Genomic DNA, 17,289 nt, shown 5'->3' on the forward strand with positions numbered 1-17,289 from the left:
CAATAAAAAATACGCTTCACCTATTGGCGTAAAAAATATTAATCTCACTTTATACGTAATGTTATACCAAATATACATATAAAATAGTCCAATCTATTGGTTCTTTTTTACTAAAATGAGTCAAAAAAAATAGTTCTGTAGCCCAGCTATGCAACGATTTTTTTAATTTTTTCTAAAAAATAACTACGCATCTTTGGGCTATTTTATAAATATATTTGATATTACAGAAAGTTCTGTACCGATTTTTTACAAAAAAAAGCTGTTCAATATAATGAACAGCCTTTAATTCTAGTGATATTCTATTAGATTATTCAAAATCTTTGTCTGAAACGCCCTCGTTTATTTTGATTTCAGATACTTTGAAATCAATTTCAAACCCTTGATTCAAAATAACTTCATGTGGAAATTTAACGTTTCCAATAGTTTTATAATCTTTATATTCTTTTGTTATTGTTAATTTTTTGTCCCCTTGTTGAACATCTGTTGCTTCTAAAATTTTCAAACCAGATTTTACATCATAATACAAAGTGGTTTTGCCGTTTTTGATGGCATAAGCATCATTACCATTGATTGTTTCGATACCATCAAGTATTAAATCTGTTTTTTTCAAAAGTAATAATTCTTCAAAAGTAGTTGCACTAGCTTGTTTGTCGGCAAGTTCGGCACCAGTCAAGTCTTTTCTTTGTCCTTGTTGTACAGAATACCCCATTTTGTTGGTAACAACACTTTTACTCATACTCCCCATTCCTTGTATGGACATTTCTGAAAATGAATTTCCTTTAACGTCTTTTTTGCTAACTAAAGTGATAGGAGCAGGAGCTTGTGGTATAGTAGCCGTAGAGGTTGTGTAGATGGTTTTTATTGCCGAAACTGCTTTTGCCCCACCAATGGCATTGATGTAACTGTCTAATACACTGCTTGTTGTAACGCCAGCTGGTGTGGCTTTTTTCATTACAGGTTTCTCTGTTGGATTGCCATATTTATCAAAAAAGAACATTGGTATTTTCAATTTTTCAAGTGCTGGCACAACTTCCGTTCCTTTTCCTACGATAATTATTCGTAAATTGTCTGCCATAAAATAAGTATTGGCTACACGTAATACATCATCGGCTGTAACGGCATTGATACTTTTAATGTAATTTTGGTAAAAATCTTCAGATAGTCCTTGAGTTTTTATACGAAGAGCATAAGAAGCTACTGTTTGTGGTTTTTCAACTTGCATTACAAATTTTCCAATATAGCCAGCTTTTACATTGGCAAGTACCTCTTCAGAAACTTTTTCAGTACGAATTTTTTTAAATTCTTTTAAGATTTCTACAACGGTACTGTCTGTTACAGCATTACGAACTTGTGTTGAAGCTTCAAATTTAGTAATGTTTTTATCTCCTCTAATACTCGATCTTGCTCCATAAGTCCAAGCATGGGCTTCACGAAGATTCATGTTTAAGTAGCTATTAAAATCACCACCCAATATTTGATTGGCAACAATGGTTGCAAAATAATCTGGGTCGCTCATTTTTAGGTTTACTAAATTTACGGCACTCACTTCAGATTGAACAGCATTAGGCATATCTACAAAATTAATTTGAGTATATTGCACGTTCTTTGGGTCGGAGTAGCTTAATGCAGGCGCAGTAGCTTTGGTCCAAGTAGCAAATAATTTTTCTACTACTTTTTGTGTTTCTTTAGTTTTTACATCCCCAACAATAACGAGATAAGCATTTGCAGGAACAAAATAACTTTGATAATTAAGTTTAACATCGTTTAAAGTAATATTAGTTAATGATTTTTCAGTAATATATTCACCTCCAGGATGGTTTTTGCCAAAAGGTAAAGCATCGCCCACACGTTGTGCTACTGCCGACACACTTTTTTCTTGAGATTTTAGACCTTCAATAAATTTTGATTTTTGTTTGTCAAATTCTTCTTGGGAAAAATTTGGGTTCAAAACGGCTTCTGTTAGCAATTCTAAAACCCTCCCACTGTATTTAGATAAAGAACTTGCCGATGCCCCATTGGATCTAAAATTGATATTGGCACCCATAAAATCAATTTCTTCATTGAAAGCGTCTTTGCTGGTTTTAACAGAGCCGTTGCCTAATAAAATTCCAGTTAAATCAGACACCCCTTTTTTGTCGCCTTCGGCATAAGGAGCGCTGTCTAATGTTAAATTAAAAGAAACTCTTGGTAATTTATGATTTTCTACAACAAGTACTTTTAAACCATTTTGTAATTCAAAAGTTACGGGTTTGCCAATTTTTATTGATGGCGGAGTACCTGGCTTTGGTTGTGGTATCATTTGAGCTTGTAAATTGTATGTTAAAAACAAGCTAGATAAAACGATTAGTATTTTTTTCATGATTTCTAATGTTAGTTTTTAGCTTTGTCTTTTGTTGGTAAATAATCTAATATCAAACGTTGGTTGTTGTTTAAATATTTTTTGGCAACCTCACGAATTTCTTCTCTAGTAATCGATTTGTATATACTTAACTCTGTATTAATCAAATTTACATCCTTGAAAAGCATGTAATAGGTAGCCAAATTATCTGCAATTCCTTCTATTGAAGCATTGGCATTTACATAATCATTTTCATATTTGTTTTGAAGTTTTTGCAAATCTTTTTCAGAAATTAATTCTGTTTGTAATTTTACAATCTCTTCATCTACTTCTTTCAAAATATCTTCAGAGGTTTTTGGAGCTTGTGGCAAGCCATACAAAATATAGGTACCATAATCTTCTTGACTGTAATTGAAGGCACCAATTTGAAGGGCTGTTTTATTATTGTCCACAATTTTTTTATACAAGCGTGAACTTTTACCATCACTCAAAATGGTCGAAATCATGTCTAAAACCCTAGCATCACGTGTTTTCATCGAAGGGGTTCTGTAGGCCGCTACTATCATTGGTATTTGAATATTAGCATCCTCAAAACTGGCTTTGATGGTTTGTGTAATTGGTTCTTCAATATAAGTTTTGCGCTCGATTGGCGTTCCTTTAGGAATTTTACTAAAATATTTTTGAATCCATTCTTTAGCTTGTTCAGATTTAAAATCGCCAGCTACTATCAATACGGCATTATTAGGAATATAAAATTTCTTATTAAATGCTTGAAATTCTTCTAATGTTGCAGCGTCTAAATGTTCCATTGCACCAATGGTTGTCCAACGATAGGGATGGTTTTTGAAAACATTTTTCTTTACCTGTGGTATCAATTGTCCATAAGGACTGTTATCATACCGCAATCTTTTCTCTTCTTTAACCACTTCGTTTTGAGTATCTACACCAATTTTATTAATTACAGGGTGCAGCATTCTTTCGGATTCCATCCAAAGTCCCAATTCTAAATTGTTTGAAGGAAAAACTTCGTAATAATAAGTACGGTCTTCTGTAGTATTGGCGTTGTTTACACCACCATTTGCAGTTACAATTTTAAACCATTCGCCACGCTTGATATTTTCTGTACCTTCAAATAATAAGTGTTCAAAAAAATGTGCAAAACCTGTTCGATCTGGTTGTTCGTCTTTTGCCCCAACATGATACATTACCGAGGTAATTACGGTAGGAGCAGAGGGGTCGTTGTGTAGGATAACATGTAGGCCATTGTCCAAATTGTACTCTTCAAAAGCTACTTTTTGGGCTGTTGCTACACTGCCTAACATTAGGGTTGCGCTAAGAGCCATTAGGGTGTTTTTCATATAAATTAATAATGTTTGTAGATATATTTTAATTTGTCATAAAATTACTCAATATGTTACAATTTAAACCTATTTTTTTGTTAAAATTTTTATAATTTTTTTCACCTCTAGTTATGGCTTCCATCCAGGGTTGTAAAAAAGGTATTTGAGCCTTGTTTTCCACGAAATATTGGGCTGAATGATGTCTTTGTAAATGGCTATCCATTCATGAAAAACAATATTGATGGGGCCTTTGTCATCTATTTTATAGGTTAATCCAAAGCGAATTGGTTCATAATTTTCGTCTTCGGCCTGAAAAGTTCCAAAAATTTTATCCCAAATGATTAGGGTCATACCCATGTTTTTGTCGATGTATTTTTCGTTTGAGGCATGATGCACCCGATGGTGCGATGGGGTAACCATAAAATACTCTAAAAACCCCATTTTTTTTATTTTTTGAGTATGAATCAAGGTACCCCAAATTTGATTTGCCGAATAGGCAAACATAATATGCAAAGGACTAAAACCTAATAAAGCCATGGGGATAAAAAAGAGGTATCGATATACGGGTTGAAAAACCGACGAACGAAACCCAGTGGACACATTAAAGTACTCTGAATTGTGGTGCGTAGCATGTATGGCCCAAAAAAATCTTGATTTATGATCCACATAATGTTGAATGTAATACATAAAATCTTGCAAAATAAAACAAGCCACCCAATACATTCCATTTTGTTCCAAATGAAATAATTGATGTGAAAAGAAAAACCCTAAAACCATGAAAGAAAAGGATTTAAAAATCAAATCCAAAATGATATTTAATATACCAAAATAGACATTTGTAGCCGTATCTTTGAAAGTATATAAACGGGCATTTGACTTGTGGCTGATGAACATTTCAAATAAAATAACACCAACAAAAAATGGAATGCTAACGGCATAAAGCGTTTCTTGATTAAGAAATGATGACATGATTATAATTTTTTTTGGACTGCAAAATTACAATAAGCTAAATTAGATTGAAAATTATTTAAGTAAAAAATAACAATTAAATAATTGTTACTTTCAAAAAAATAAGTATCTTTGCAAACTTAAAATTTTATTAAACTAAACATCATTGTTATGTACGCAATCGTAGAGATAGCAGGGCAACAATTTAAAGTAAGCAAAGACTTAAAGGTTTATGTGCATCGTTTGGCTAACGAAGAAGGTTCAAAAGTTACTTTTGACAAAGTTCTTTTATTAGACAACAATGGCGAAATCACTTTAGGCGCCCCAGCTATAGAAGGTGCTTCAGTAGAAGCTAAAGTGTTACAACACTTAAAAGGAGATAAAGTAATCGTTTTCAAAAAGAAAAGAAGAAAAGGTTACAAAAAAAGAAATGGTCATAGACAGTATCTTACTCAAATTGTAATTGAAAACATTACAGCTAGTGGTGCAAAAGCAGCGGCTCCAAAAGCAGCAAAAGCTACTAAAAAAGGTGATGATTTAAAATTAATTGAAGGTATTGGACCAAAAGCTGCTGAGGCATTGGTTTTAGCGGGTATTGATACTTTTGCTAAATTAGCTACCACTTCTGCTGAAGATGTAAAAGCTATTTTGGATGCTTCAACTTCAAAATTATCACATTTAGATCCAACCACTTGGGCACAACAATCTCAATTGGCTGCTGATGGAAAAATGGATGAATTAAAAAAATTACAAGATGAATTAAACGGCGGAAAAGCAGTTTAATTTAAGTATTAACAATCTAAAATCATAACATCATGGCTCACAAGAAAGGTGTCGGTAGTTCCAAGAATGGTAGAGAATCAGAATCGAAACGTTTAGGCGTAAAGATTTTTGGTGGACAAGCTGCAATTGCTGGAAACATCATCGTTAGACAAAGAGGCTCAAAACACAATCCAGGCGAAAACGTTTATATGGGTAAAGATCATACTTTGCACGCTAAAGTTGCTGGAATTGTTAAGTTTCAGAAAAAAAGCGACAACAAATCGTTTGTATCTATACTTCCATTTGAAGCATAATACAAGCGTATGTTTTTCATAAAAAAAGCCAGCATCATTTGATGTTGGCTTTTTTTAGTGCTCAAAAAAAACCGTTTCAATTGATTTTGAAACGGTTTTATATTTTGCTATCTTTTGATTTTAAAAACAATAAAATCAAACTATTTTGAGGATTATTTATTGCAATGTCAAAAAGGTTACAAAGCTAAGGCTTCTTTTATTCTTCGCAAAGCTTCTGTCAATAAGGTTTCGCTTGTTGCGTAAGAAAAACGGATGCAATTCGGATTACCAAAAGCATCGCCTGTTACAGTTGCTACATTTGCCTCGGCTAACAAATACATAGACAAATCATTTGCATCGTTGATTAATGTACCTTTCAATGTTTTACCAAAAAACGAAGACACATCAGGAAATACATAAAATGCCCCTTCTGGAACATTGATTTTTACTCCAGGAATTTCCTTTAGCAAGCCAACAACCAAATCTCTTCGGCTATGAAATGCACGAACCATGTCGTTCAATACTGCTGGGTCTGCATCTACCGCCGTAATAGTGGCACGTTGTGCAATACTGTTGGAGCCACTGGTAACTTGTCCTTGAATTTTCGTACAAGCTTTTGCAATAAATTCTGGAGCTCCAATGTATCCTATTCTCCAACCCGTCATGGCAAAGGCTTTTGCAACCCCATTTACCGTAATGGTTTTGTCAAACATTCCAGGAATAGAGGCAATGCTACAAAATGTACCCGAAAAATTGATGTGCTCATATATTTCGTCTGCTACAACATATATGTTTGGGTAGTTTTCTAATACTTTTGCTAGCGCTGTCAATTCTGCTCTGTTATAAACAGAGCCACTTGGATTACACGGTGAACTAAACCAAATCATTTTTGTTTTTGGTGTTATGGCTGCCGCTAATTGTTCTGGAGTAATTTTAAAATCAGTATCTACAGATGTAGGCACTTCTACAGGTACACCACCCGATAATTTAACTATTTCAAAATAACTTACCCAATATGGAGCTGGCAAAATTACCTCGTCTCCATCGTTTAACATCACTTGTGCAATGTTGTATAAAGATTGTTTGGCTCCCGTAGAAACTACAATTTGCGAAGGTTTGTAATCTAAATCATTGTCTCTTTTAAATTTTCTGCAAATGGCTTCTTTCAATTCTAAATACCCTTCTACTGGCGAATAAGTGCTGTAATTTTCATCAATAGCTTTTTTGGCAGCTTCTTTTATAAAATCAGGTGTATTAAAATCAGGTTCTCCAAGACTCAAACTAATGATGTCTTTGCCTTGTTGCTTTAACTCTCTTGCTAATGCAGCCATTGCCAATGTTTGCGATGTGGCCAAATTGTTGATTCTGTCCGAAAGAATGTTGTTCATTTTTTAATGTAGTTATGATTATTTAAATTGATATTTCTGGTTGTTGTCCTAAAATTTTTAAGTGCCTAAGGTGAGCTACAACAGCACTTCTCATGCTGTGATATTCAAAATAGGGTAAGTTGCATTCTTCTGCTGTTTGTTTTACAAATTCTGCAATTTTTGTATAATGAACATGACAAATGTTTGGATACAAATGGTGTTCTATTTGATGATTTAAACCTCCCGTATAATAATTGAGTATCCAATTTTTTGGAGCAAAATTAGTAGTTGTATAAAGTTGATGAATAGCCCACGTGTTTTCCATCTCGTTGTTTGCATTTGGAACAGGATTTTCTGTTTCTTCAACAACGTGTGCCAATTGAAAAATCAAACTCAATATCATACCAGCAGTATAGTGCATTACAAAAAAACCTAGTAAAACTTTCCACCACACCATATACATCATGGGTATTACAATCCAAAATGAAAAATAAACAATTTTTGAAATTACCAAACCAAGCCACAAATTTCTTGGGTTTGGAGCTTCGCCATAAGACAAATTTCTTTTCAAATAGCCTCCCATTTGTTTAAAATCGGTTGTCAAACACCAGTTGATTGTTAGTAAACCATACAGAAAAACAGAGTAATATTGTTGGTATTTGTGATAATTACTCCATGGTGCTAGTTTCGAAAATCGGATTATTCTTCCAGCATCTAAATCTTCGTCGTGCCCTACAATGTTAGTATATGTATGATGCAAAACGTTGTGTTGCACTTGCCAATTGTAAACATTTCCAGCCAAAATATAAATACTGCCTCCCATTATATTATTGATCCATTTTTTGTCAGAAAAAGAACCATGATTACCATCGTGCATCACATTCATCCCAACGCCTGCCATCCCAACTCCCATTACAACACTCAAAAGTAGCTGTACCCAAAAAGGCATTTCGACAAAATAAAATAAAAAATAAGGTACAAAAAACAACGAAAACATAATAATTGCCTTTAAATGTAACTGCCAATTGCCGGTTTTTTGTAAGTTGTTTTCTTTAAAATAATGATTTACCCTGCTGTTTAAAGTTCTAAAAAATTTCAACTGATCTTGCTTGGCAAATGTTGGTCCTGATGGAGTCATATATTGGAATTAAAAATAATTTGTAAAGATATAATTTATTAATTTTGCAATAAAATAAAAAGTCATAAAAATATCAACAGCTTGTTGTATTTTTGTTAAAAATTAAAATTATGGATGAAATCATCAAACATTTTCCAAATTTGAGTTCCAAGCAAATCGAACAATTTCAAAAATTAGAGGCTTTGTACCAAGATTGGAATGCCAAAATAAATGTAATTTCAAGAAAAGACATCAATGAATTGTACACCAAACACGTGCTACATTCGCTTGCCATTGCCAAAATTCAGCCCTTCGAACCTGGCACATTGATATTAGATGTGGGTACAGGTGGCGGTTTTCCAGGGATTCCGCTAGCCATACTTTTTCCCGAAACCCGTTTTTATCTCATTGATGTCATTCTCAAAAAAATCAATGTTGTAAATGCAGTTGCCCAAGCATTGGAACTACAAAACGTTAAGGCAGAACAAGTTAGAGCCGAACTTGTAAAAGGTGATTTCGATTTTATTGTCAGTAGGGCCGTTACCAATATGCCCGATTTTTATTTATGGATCAAAGATAAAATCAAAAAACAAAACAAACATGTTTTAAAAAATGGCATATTGTATTTAAAAGGAGGCGATTTGACTCAAGAGTTAGCCCCATTTCCAAAAGCTAAAGAATATCCCATTGCCGATTTTTTTGAAAATGAATTTTTTGAAACTAAAAAAGTGGTGCATTTGCCCTTAAAATTTCAAAAATAAGCACACTTACAATCCTATTCAATAACAGTATTATTTTTTCAGAAGCCCATCCAGCTTTCTGTTTCAAGTCCTCACAAAAAAAGGGGTGGTTCTAAGGCAAAAAAAGAGCTTCTTTGGTCGCTTTTTTTTGCCAAGAACCACTCCCTTTTTTTGTTGCGGGCTTTCCACGTCAATCTGGGCTAGAGGCTTCTGTGCAACAAACAAGCCCTGTACTACAACTACTTCAATATCAAGCTATAAGCCTAAAATCACAAATAAAAAAACTAAAAAAAGTTTTCAAATGACGCTTTCAATCAATAGTAATATATTTGAACTAACAAGAGCTTTAGCCTAAAAAAAAACAGTTGCTCCAAACACACAAAATGGCCTTACAATATTTATCCTATACTACCTTCTGCTAGTTTTTTCAAAATAAATCATGTACTTTTGTTTCCATTTTGTATCAAAACCAAACAACGCATTTATAATACCCCAAACGACATGAAATATTATATCGTTATTCCTGCACACAACGAAGCACGCTTTATAGGTCAAACACTAGAGTCGATTGTTCAACAAACTATTTTACCTACAAAAGTAGTAGTAGTAAACGACCATTCAACCGACCAAACGGCAAACATCGTTTTGGAATATGCAAAAAAACATCCTTTCATTTCGCTTACAACCACACAATCACAAGCCATACATTTGCCAGGCAGCAAAGTCATAAGGGCTTTTGAAAAAGGATTGGCTACCCTAGACAATGTGTATGATTTTATAGTAAAACTAGATGCCGATTTAATCTTACCTCCACATTATTTTGAAAGCTTAATTGCTCATTTTCAACAAGATAAATTCGTGGGCATGGTAGGAGGCTTTGCATATATCGAAAAAAACAATCAATGGATTTTAGAAAATCTTACCGACAAAGACCACATCAGAGGAGCCTTTAAAGCCTACCGAAAAGCGTGTTTTGAAGCCATTGGCGGGCTAAAACCCGCTATGGGTTGGGATACAGTTGATGAATTGCTCGCAAAATACAACAACTGGAAAGTCGTTACCGATGCCCATTTGAAGGTAAAACACCTCAAACCCACAGGAGCCAACTACAATCAAACAGCTCGTTTCAAACAAGGAGAAGCTTTTTATACACTAGGTTATGGCTTTTGGATCACGGCAATTGCCTCTGCAAAATTAGCTTTTATGAAACAAAAACCCTTCCTTTTTTTAGATTACATGCGAGGATTTTGGAAGGCCAAGTGGGCCCATATACCATTATTGGTTACTCCAGAACAAGCCCAATTCATTAGAAATTACCGTTGGAAAAAAATAAAAGCCAAACTGTTTTAGCCTATCAAAATACCAAATTGACCTCAAAGTATTTGTATATTTGAAGTTCTAATCCTTTTTGGATACTCTTTTTGATGACAAATGAAGGTGTTTAATAAACCATTTTTACATATACCTATAAGTTTTTTTTAATAAGTCCATTTGCGGCAGTTATTTTTGTATTTTTGTATTCTAAATTCATAAACAAAATTCATGTTTTTATTCAGATATTTATCGCAATTAGGAAAATACTTTTTGATGATTGCGGAAATTTTTAGAAAACCCACCAAATGGTCGGTTATGAAATCCTTGATTTTCAAAGAAATAGACGATTTAATCATCGGGTCGTTAGGAATTGTAGCCTTTATATCGTTTTTTGTTGGCGGTGTGGTTGCCATACAAACCGCTTTGAACCTAACCAATCCTTTGATCCCCAAATACCTCATCGGTTTTGCCACAAGACAATCCATAATATTGGAATTTGCCCCAACATTTATATCCATCATTATGGCCGGAAAAATGGGATCATTTATTACCTCAAGCATTGGTACAATGCGAGTTACCGAACAAATAGATGCCTTGGAAGTTATGGGAGTAAACTCTTTGAATTATTTGGTTTTTCCAAAACTAACAGCCTTGTTGCTTTATCCATTTGTCATTGGAATAGCCATGTTTTTGGGCATTGCAGGTGGTTTTATTGCCAGCGTTTATGGCGGTTTTGGTAGTAGTGCCGATTTTATCGAAGGACTTCAAAAAGAGTTCATTCCATTTCATGTAGCTTATGCTTTTATCAAAACAATCATATTTGCCTTACTATTGGCTACAATACCCTCATTTCATGGCTATTACATGAAAGGCGGTGCCCTCGAGGTTGGTAAAGCCAGTACCGTATCGTTTGTTTGGACATCGGTTACCATTATTTTGATGAATTATATTTTAACACAATTGTTATTGACCTAATGATAGAAGTAAAAAATGTAGAAAAATCCTTTGGCGAATATAAAATTCTAAAAGGTGTTTCAACCGTGTTTGAAACAGGCAAAACCAATTTAATCATTGGGCAAAGTGGTTCAGGAAAAACCGTTTTGCTTAAAAGTTTGCTGGGCATACACACTCCAGAAGTAGGAACAATTGCTTTTGATGGAAGGATTTATTCCGAATTAGACGATGCCGAACGAAGAGCGTTAAGAACCGAAATAGGCATGGTTTTTCAGGGAAGTGCCTTGTTTGACAGCATGACAGTAGAAGAAAACGTAGGCTTTCCCTTAAAAATGTTTACTTCAAATTCGCAATCGGAAATCCAAGACAGGGTCGATTTTGTATTGAAAAGAGTCAATTTAATCAATGCCCACAAAAAATTACCTTCTGAAATTTCGGGCGGCATGCAAAAGAGGGTGGCCATTGCCCGAGCCATCGTAAACAACCCTAAATATTTGTTTTGCGATGAGCCCAATTCTGGACTAGACCCAAACACCTCTATTTTGATAGATAATTTAATTAAAGAAATTACAGAAGAATACGACATCACAACGGTTATCAACACCCACGACATGAACTCGGTGATGGAAATAGGCGAAAATATTTTGTTTCTAAAAAATGGATTAAAAGCTTGGCAAGGCAACAAAGAAGCCATTTTTAAAACAGACAACGAAGCCATAGTAGCGTTTGTGTATTCGTCTAATTTGTTCAAAAAAGTAAGAGAAGCTGTTAGAAAGGGATTGTAATTTGCCCCTTATATGTTTTTTTTATACAAAAATGTTTCATCACTAATGGATGTATAAAAATACAAAAAAAAGCCGAATAGCTCAACTTTTTTGTTTAGCGTTAAATTTTTGAATTGATGATACAAAATGACAATGAATTGATTTTCAAATCGATTTTAAACTCAAATACTAACCAAAATTAGGTAATATATTTAAAAAAAGTAAAAAAGCCGAATGGTAATTTGTTTATTCGGTTTTTTTACTTTTACCCTACATTTATATAAATATATATAATATTTTATTTCTAAAATAACAAAAAAGATAAATCCTAATTAGATGACTAAACACAAAAAAGATAAACACTGAAATCAAAAATATAATCTAAAAATGATACTATCCTAAAAAAGTGTGTAAAGTCTGTTTACAACATAACCAACAAGCAATCAAAAAAAATTTCTTTGGGTATTTTGGAAAATATTACTAAGAAAAAAAAGGGGGGGGTACCCTCCGAAAAAAATGAATTGAAACTAAAGGACTAAAATTCATATCACAATAAATCCATATTGGCTTTTGAGTACAGTTTGACAAAATGACTTTTGGAAACATTTGATAATGATGACATTACTTGCAAACTAAAAAAGCATTTTCCTATTCACCAGGAATTTATTATCATTATGGTTTATTGTAGAATCGGATATCAAGCACCTTTAAAAAATATTTATTTTTTTTTAACTTTTATGATTTTGTTCAAGTTTATCAATTAATATGTCTTTTTGAGAAATTAAACTTTTTAAGAAAGAAATTTGTTCGTCTTTTGCTTGTATTAATTTTTCATATACATCCTTATTATCCTGATAATAATTATCAATTTTTTGTTGAAATACTTTTTCATTATCATGATTATGTTGGTTTAAAACATCCTTATCAAGTCCAAGTAATTCTGTTAATGAAATTTCTAGAATAGAAGAGATTTTATTTAATCTTTCAACTGTTAATTTAGTATCTCCTGTCTCTATTTTTCTATATCCACTTACAGTTATGCCTAATTCATTAGCCATGTTTTCATATGAAAATCCTTTTCTGTTTCTTTCAATAATTATTTTCTTTAATATTTTTTCGAGTATCATATTTTTAATATTTTCTTCAAAAGTAAAAATATTTTCCCAAATAGTAAAATATTTTCCCAAAAAGAAACATTTAACAATTGTTTTTCCTTTTAATTTTGCAATATCAAAAGAGTTCTCGAGAAAAAACCTTTTTTTAAAATTTATTATTAACATGATTGTTGAAAAACATTCATTAAATTTATTAATTATCAAATTATGAAAACATTAAATGTAAGTCTTGAAAAATTAGAGACAAGAGAATTAGCTACTGTGGCTGTAATTGTTGACAAATGCGGAACCACAACAACAAATGGCAATGGAAATACAGTTATAGTGTGCGATATGTGTTGTTGTACATGTTGTTGCTAAAAAATTATTATCTGCCGATATTTATTTATCGGCAGTTTTTTAAACAAAAAATTAAAATTAAAATAATATAAAAACAATAGAATTCTAAACAAAATAATCTCAAAATAATAAATTAGATAAAACATTAAATCTAAATATTTGATAATTTTGATAATCTAAATTTTATTCTTGATTTTTTATATGTATAAATTTGTAAAATGGAAATAATAATTAAAAATTGGAAAATATATAAGAATAATGAGGAACAATATATTCTTTCTTCTAATGGCGACATAACACAGAGATTAGCTGGAGAACATGCTTATTCAATAGCAACAGTTTTGAAAGTAATTCAGAAACATAAATCTTTAAACGTTGCTAAAGCAGAGTTGATGAATGAGTTTGAAGAAATTGTTATAGATAATATTTTTGAATGGTTGGAATATAATAATTTCTACAGTTTAAATAGGAGTAATAGTAGTTATAAAATTAATTTTATTGGCGAATTTTCATACAAAAGCAAAAAACTTGAACAGCTTATTGAAGCATTACCAGAAAACTTAAAGCTAGGGAAAATTATCAATTTGTCAATTGAAAATACAGATTTAACAATTGAAAAAAATTGTTTTAACATACTAGTTGCCCCATTTTGGTTTAATAAAAAAAATATTAATTCCATCTCTCAACAAATGATAAAATCTGGAGAAGATTTTTTATATGTTGAATTTTACAATAATGGGATTTCATTAGGTCCATTAATGAATACATCTAAAGGAACACCTTGTCTAAATTGTGTTAATAAAAGAAAACTTTATAACATTTCAAACCCTAAGGTTATTATTGAAAATTTAATTGATACAAATAATATTGATTTTAATCAAATTGATGTGTTTGAAAATGGGAACGCTAAAATTAATAGCTCTTTAATTATTAACGAACTAAACAAAATATTATTTCAAAAAAGTAAAATGCTCTATAACAAGTCTATCTTTTTTGATTTTCAAAACTATTCTAGTCAATATTTTGTTGTCAATAAAGTTCCTAATTGTGAAGTATGTAATCCTAATGTAACCTACAATCCATTATGAAACCAAAAATTTACGGGAACAGCTCTTTTGTGAATTATCCTTACATGCGTGTTGCAAAAAATATTTTTATGCCCAAAAGGCTTAAAGAGAGAGTTTTTTTTGCAAATAATCTATACACTATTGGTAATAATAAAGAGGACATCACAGGTGGTGGAATTAGTTTTGATGAAAATGAAGCATATCTTTCAGCTATGGGAGAGTTTTCAGAAAGATATTCTACTAGTTTTCAGCTTTATAAAGGACTCATCAAAGGATCATATAATGAGTTGTCTAAAGAATATAGATGCTTTAACCCTCAAGATATTAAATACTTTAGTGAAAAACAATATGAAAGCCCTAATTTTAAATTAAATCGTCTTTCAAATGAAAGAGAAATTCACTGGTCTAAATGTGTTGATTATTTTTCAGAAGAAGAAGTATTATTGCCTTTTTTCATGGTTAATGTTGAAAACATAAAAGAAGATGGAATGTTTCATTACAATACGACTACAGGTTCAGCGAGTCATTCAACTATCGAGAAATCTTTAATTAGTGGTTTTTTAGAATGTGTAGAAAGAGACGCATTTTCTAAATTTTGGTATGGACAAAATTTTCAAGCTTATAGAAAATTTTCCTCAACGTTTATTTTAGAAATGTTTTCAGATGATGAAATCATAGATGAATTGTTTAATAACAATAAAATAAAGTTTTCAATTTATGATATAAGTGAGCATTCGCATTGCCCTACATTTGTCGTTTTTATTTCTTTTATAATTAACGATAGAGTTTATAATTCAGTTGGATCAGCTTCTAGATTTACACAAAAGGAAGCGTTAATAAAAGCTACTATTGAAGCATATCAAGGAATAGAATACACAAAGCTTGTTTGCGAAGAAATAAAATTCCCTGAAAGTATAGAAAACGGAACTGATTTCTCGTTTATGAATTCATTTAGAAAACATTATGCATTCTATAATGTTTTCCCAGAGTTAATAAAAAATTCTCCTCTACTATTGGATGCGTATAACTTTGAATTTAATTATTCTGAAAATTGGATTGATAATTATTCTCATCATATTAAAAAATTCAACAAAGAAGAATTGCTAAAAGCAGGCTTAAACAAAGTTTATTATACCAATCTAACTACTGTTGATGTTAGACAATTAGGTATCGAAGTAACTAAAATTGTAACTCCTCAACTTCACTTACTAACAGGAAATCATTGTTATCCATATTTGGGGTTATTTAATGATAATAAAAATTTATTTACAACTTACCCACATCCATTTCCATAAGGATCATAAATACAATTCATCCTTAAAATATAACAGTTCAGTATATTTAAATTTTAAACTGAAAATTAAAATTTGAATATTTGCATATAAACTAAACATAACTATTATGAAAAATCTTTTTTTATTATCTATTTTATTAATAACAATAAATGGCTGTAATGGACAGAAAACTAATTCCGTTACTAATACTAAAACGACAACTTTAAAGGATAAAAGTCTAGTTAAAAAAACAGAAGAAATAACTACAAAGGAATCAGTATCGAAAGACTCAGTCGTTAATGACGATAGCTCTTATGAGGACGACATTGAGGTCGCTATATCTCAAAGTTTCCAAAAAAGAGACTCGGAAATTCTAGAGACAGCTATTTCTAAAGTTGAAAAAGATTTGAAGATTTCATTGAACTATAAAACATACTGGAAAACTTATTTATACTATAATCTTAGTCTTTTGTATACAGCATTAAAAGATGACGATAAAGCTAGTTTTACAATCGATACTGCTATTGAAACTATTGAAGAAAAAGCCAATTCATCTGAAGATTTTGCTTTACTAGCAGCTTGTAAATCATTTTCATTAAAATTTGCTAATATGACAAAATTAGCCTCTATTTCAGCAGAAGTTGGTGAATTAGCAAATAAATCATTGGAATTAAATCCAAAAAATATGAGGGCTTATTATGTGCTTGCAACTAATAATTTTTATACTCCAAAAATGTTTGGTGGTATGGTTAAAGTTGAAGAATACTCTCTAAAAGCATTAGACTGCCCTTATTCTATTTCTGAAAATTATTATGCTCCTTACTGGTGTAAACCTAAAGTGTATCAAATTTATATTCAATATTTAAACATGGAGAAAAAAGAATCTGAAGCTAAAAAAATTAAAGAAAAAGCTAAAAAAGAATTCCCAAACAGTAATTTTTAAATTAAGATTTATGACACAAGATACTCTTGCAAATTTGCTATCAGAGAATAGGTTAAGTGATATTTCTTTAGAATTTTTAGAATCTATAAAATTCAAACCTTATCATCTAGAGACTTCAGAAAGATTTGAAATAATCTCTTACGTAAATAATTCTCCAAGCATTGTAAAAAAAATATCCAATTCTCAATATCAAGTTGGCTTCTGCAAAAAAATTGATCTTAAACCTTCTAAATTAGAAGAAGATGTAAACACACTATCTCTAAATAACATTAATATAAATAGAAAAAGTACTAGAAAATATAGTTCAGAACCTATTTCATTTCAGGAATTCAGTGATTTCTTAAGACTTTTTTATTGTATTACAGGGGAAGAGGTGTTAAAGCCTCAAGGAGAAGAGATAGTTAGAAAAAGAAGAAATATAGCATCAGGAGGTTCGATGTACCCCGCAGAGATTTTTTTTGTAAATAATAGAATTACTGATATTGAAAAAGGGGTTTATAGATACAATATATATACTTCTCAAATAGAACAACTTAAGGTTTTTTATAATGAAGAAGACATGCAGTTCTTTCTTAAATTATTAATGTATCAGGGAGGTGGTCTAGCCCCCTATA

Annotated in this window: 16 protein-coding genes; 10 read left to right on the forward strand and 6 right to left on the reverse strand. The window is 31.5% G+C overall.

The features are described from left to right. Window positions 1-307: 307 nt before the first annotated feature. The 3 genes from B0A58_RS15380 to B0A58_RS15390 all read right to left on the reverse strand — a co-directional run bounded on the left by B0A58_RS15380 (window position 308) and on the right by B0A58_RS15390 (window position 4,647). The gene (locus B0A58_RS15380) at window positions 308-2,359 is read right to left on the reverse strand and encodes a M16 family metallopeptidase (RefSeq protein WP_089081777.1); all 2,052 of its coding nucleotides are present in this window, start codon (window positions 2,357-2,359) and stop codon (window positions 308-310) included. 11 nt (window positions 2,360-2,370) lie between these two features. Then, window positions 2,371-3,696 (reverse strand): M16 family metallopeptidase, encoded by a 1,326-nt coding sequence (locus B0A58_RS15385; protein WP_014083228.1) that lies wholly within the window; start codon window positions 3,694-3,696, stop codon window positions 2,371-2,373. A gap of 111 nt (window positions 3,697-3,807) precedes the next feature. After that, window positions 3,808-4,647 carry a sterol desaturase family protein gene (locus B0A58_RS15390; RefSeq protein WP_089081778.1) on the reverse strand — a complete coding sequence of 280 codons (840 nt, stop codon included), beginning with the start codon at window positions 4,645-4,647 and terminating at the stop codon, window positions 3,808-3,810. Window positions 4,648-4,797: 150 nt separating this feature from the next. On the opposite strand from B0A58_RS15390, the gene rplU reads away from it, so the two are divergent. Together rplU and rpmA are read left to right on the forward strand one after the other, a co-directional pair. Then, window positions 4,798-5,409 carry a 50S ribosomal protein L21 gene (gene rplU / locus B0A58_RS15395; RefSeq protein WP_014083230.1) on the forward strand — a complete coding sequence of 204 codons (612 nt, stop codon included), beginning with the start codon at window positions 4,798-4,800 and terminating at the stop codon, window positions 5,407-5,409. Between the two features lie 32 nt (window positions 5,410-5,441). Then, a complete protein-coding gene (gene rpmA / locus B0A58_RS15400; RefSeq protein WP_014083231.1) occupies window positions 5,442-5,702 on the forward strand; it encodes a 50S ribosomal protein L27 in 261 nt (86 codons plus the stop codon). A 176-nt stretch (window positions 5,703-5,878) separates the two neighbouring features. Here rpmA and B0A58_RS15405 read toward each other — a convergent pair whose 3' ends face one another. Both B0A58_RS15405 and B0A58_RS15410 read right to left on the reverse strand, forming a co-directional pair. Next, a complete protein-coding gene (locus B0A58_RS15405; RefSeq protein WP_089081779.1) occupies window positions 5,879-7,069 on the reverse strand; it encodes a pyridoxal phosphate-dependent aminotransferase in 1,191 nt (396 codons plus the stop codon). Window positions 7,070-7,091: 22 nt separating this feature from the next. Then, window positions 7,092-8,186 carry a fatty acid desaturase family protein gene (locus B0A58_RS15410; protein WP_089081780.1) on the reverse strand — a complete coding sequence of 365 codons (1,095 nt, stop codon included), beginning with the start codon at window positions 8,184-8,186 and terminating at the stop codon, window positions 7,092-7,094. A 110-nt stretch (window positions 8,187-8,296) separates the two neighbouring features. Here B0A58_RS15410 and rsmG point away from each other — a divergent pair, with 110 nt between their 5' ends. The 4 genes from rsmG to B0A58_RS15430 all read left to right on the forward strand — a co-directional run bounded on the left by rsmG (window position 8,297) and on the right by B0A58_RS15430 (window position 11,958). Continuing rightward, window positions 8,297-8,926, forward strand: a complete 630-nt coding sequence (gene rsmG / locus B0A58_RS15415; protein ID WP_014083234.1) for a 16S rRNA (guanine(527)-N(7))-methyltransferase RsmG — start codon at window positions 8,297-8,299, stop codon at window positions 8,924-8,926. A 480-nt stretch (window positions 8,927-9,406) separates the two neighbouring features. Then, a complete protein-coding gene (locus B0A58_RS15420) occupies window positions 9,407-10,255 on the forward strand; it encodes a glycosyltransferase family 2 protein (protein WP_089081785.1) in 849 nt (282 codons plus the stop codon). Window positions 10,256-10,447: 192 nt separating this feature from the next. Continuing rightward, the gene (locus B0A58_RS15425) at window positions 10,448-11,194 is read left to right on the forward strand and encodes an MlaE family ABC transporter permease (protein ID WP_014083204.1); all 747 of its coding nucleotides are present in this window, start codon (window positions 10,448-10,450) and stop codon (window positions 11,192-11,194) included. Further along, window positions 11,194-11,958, forward strand: a complete 765-nt coding sequence (locus B0A58_RS15430; protein ID WP_014083203.1) for an ABC transporter ATP-binding protein — start codon at window positions 11,194-11,196, stop codon at window positions 11,956-11,958. The genes B0A58_RS15425 and B0A58_RS15430 overlap by 1 nt, the downstream gene beginning before the upstream one ends. A gap of 707 nt (window positions 11,959-12,665) precedes the next feature. On the opposite strand, the gene B0A58_RS15440 is transcribed toward B0A58_RS15430, so the two are convergent. Further along, the gene (locus B0A58_RS15440) at window positions 12,666-13,217 is read right to left on the reverse strand and encodes a helix-turn-helix domain-containing protein (protein ID WP_243389516.1); all 552 of its coding nucleotides are present in this window, start codon (window positions 13,215-13,217) and stop codon (window positions 12,666-12,668) included. A 392-nt stretch (window positions 13,218-13,609) separates the two neighbouring features. Here B0A58_RS15440 and B0A58_RS15445 point away from each other — a divergent pair, with 392 nt between their 5' ends. The 4 genes from B0A58_RS15445 to B0A58_RS15460 form a co-directional block, all read left to right on the forward strand. Next, window positions 13,610-14,479: a hypothetical protein gene (locus B0A58_RS15445; protein WP_089081781.1), complete on the forward strand. Its 870-nt coding sequence runs from the start codon at window positions 13,610-13,612 to the stop codon at window positions 14,477-14,479. Then, a complete protein-coding gene (locus B0A58_RS15450) occupies window positions 14,476-15,753 on the forward strand; it encodes a YcaO-like family protein (protein WP_089081782.1) in 1,278 nt (425 codons plus the stop codon). Before B0A58_RS15445 ends, B0A58_RS15450 begins: the two co-directional genes overlap by 4 nt. Window positions 15,754-15,859: 106 nt before the next feature. Then, window positions 15,860-16,675 (forward strand): hypothetical protein, encoded by an 816-nt coding sequence (locus B0A58_RS15455; protein WP_089081783.1) that lies wholly within the window; start codon window positions 15,860-15,862, stop codon window positions 16,673-16,675. Window positions 16,676-16,685: 10 nt separating this feature from the next. After that, on the forward strand, window positions 16,686-17,289 hold a 604-nt coding region (locus B0A58_RS15460; RefSeq protein ID WP_089081784.1), incomplete at its 3' end, for a nitroreductase family protein.

The sequence above is a fragment of the Flavobacterium branchiophilum NBRC 15030 = ATCC 35035 genome, assembly GCF_002217205.1.
Lineage (GTDB): Bacteria > Bacteroidota > Bacteroidia > Flavobacteriales > Flavobacteriaceae > Flavobacterium > Flavobacterium branchiophilum.

Bases quoted from the DNA above. Each gene is read 5' to 3' on its own strand.
- B0A58_RS15405 (WP_089081779.1), bottom strand. From the start codon at position 7,069: ATGAACAACATTCTTTCGGACAGAATCAACAATTTGGCCACATCGCAA.
- B0A58_RS15430 (WP_014083203.1), top strand. From the start codon at position 11,194: ATGATAGAAGTAAAAAATGTAGAAAAATCCTTTGGCGAATATAAAATT.
- rplU (WP_014083230.1), top strand. From the start codon at position 4,798: ATGTACGCAATCGTAGAGATAGCAGGGCAACAATTTAAAGTAAGCAAA.
- B0A58_RS15420 (WP_089081785.1), top strand. From the start codon at position 9,407: ATGAAATATTATATCGTTATTCCTGCACACAACGAAGCACGCTTTATA.
- B0A58_RS15445 (WP_089081781.1), top strand. From the start codon at position 13,610: ATGGAAATAATAATTAAAAATTGGAAAATATATAAGAATAATGAGGAA.
- B0A58_RS15385 (WP_014083228.1), bottom strand. From the start codon at position 3,696: ATGAAAAACACCCTAATGGCTCTTAGCGCAACCCTAATGTTAGGCAGT.
- rsmG (WP_014083234.1), top strand. From the start codon at position 8,297: ATGGATGAAATCATCAAACATTTTCCAAATTTGAGTTCCAAGCAAATC.
- B0A58_RS15410 (WP_089081780.1), bottom strand. From the start codon at position 8,186: ATGACTCCATCAGGACCAACATTTGCCAAGCAAGATCAGTTGAAATTT.
- B0A58_RS15450 (WP_089081782.1), top strand. From the start codon at position 14,476: ATGAAACCAAAAATTTACGGGAACAGCTCTTTTGTGAATTATCCTTAC.
- B0A58_RS15390 (WP_089081778.1), bottom strand. From the start codon at position 4,647: ATGTCATCATTTCTTAATCAAGAAACGCTTTATGCCGTTAGCATTCCA.
- B0A58_RS15425 (WP_014083204.1), top strand. From the start codon at position 10,448: ATGTTTTTATTCAGATATTTATCGCAATTAGGAAAATACTTTTTGATG.
- B0A58_RS15380 (WP_089081777.1), bottom strand. From the start codon at position 2,359: ATGAAAAAAATACTAATCGTTTTATCTAGCTTGTTTTTAACATACAAT.
- B0A58_RS15440 (WP_243389516.1), bottom strand. From the start codon at position 13,217: ATGTTAATAATAAATTTTAAAAAAAGGTTTTTTCTCGAGAACTCTTTT.
- B0A58_RS15455 (WP_089081783.1), top strand. From the start codon at position 15,860: ATGAAAAATCTTTTTTTATTATCTATTTTATTAATAACAATAAATGGC.
- rpmA (WP_014083231.1), top strand. From the start codon at position 5,442: ATGGCTCACAAGAAAGGTGTCGGTAGTTCCAAGAATGGTAGAGAATCA.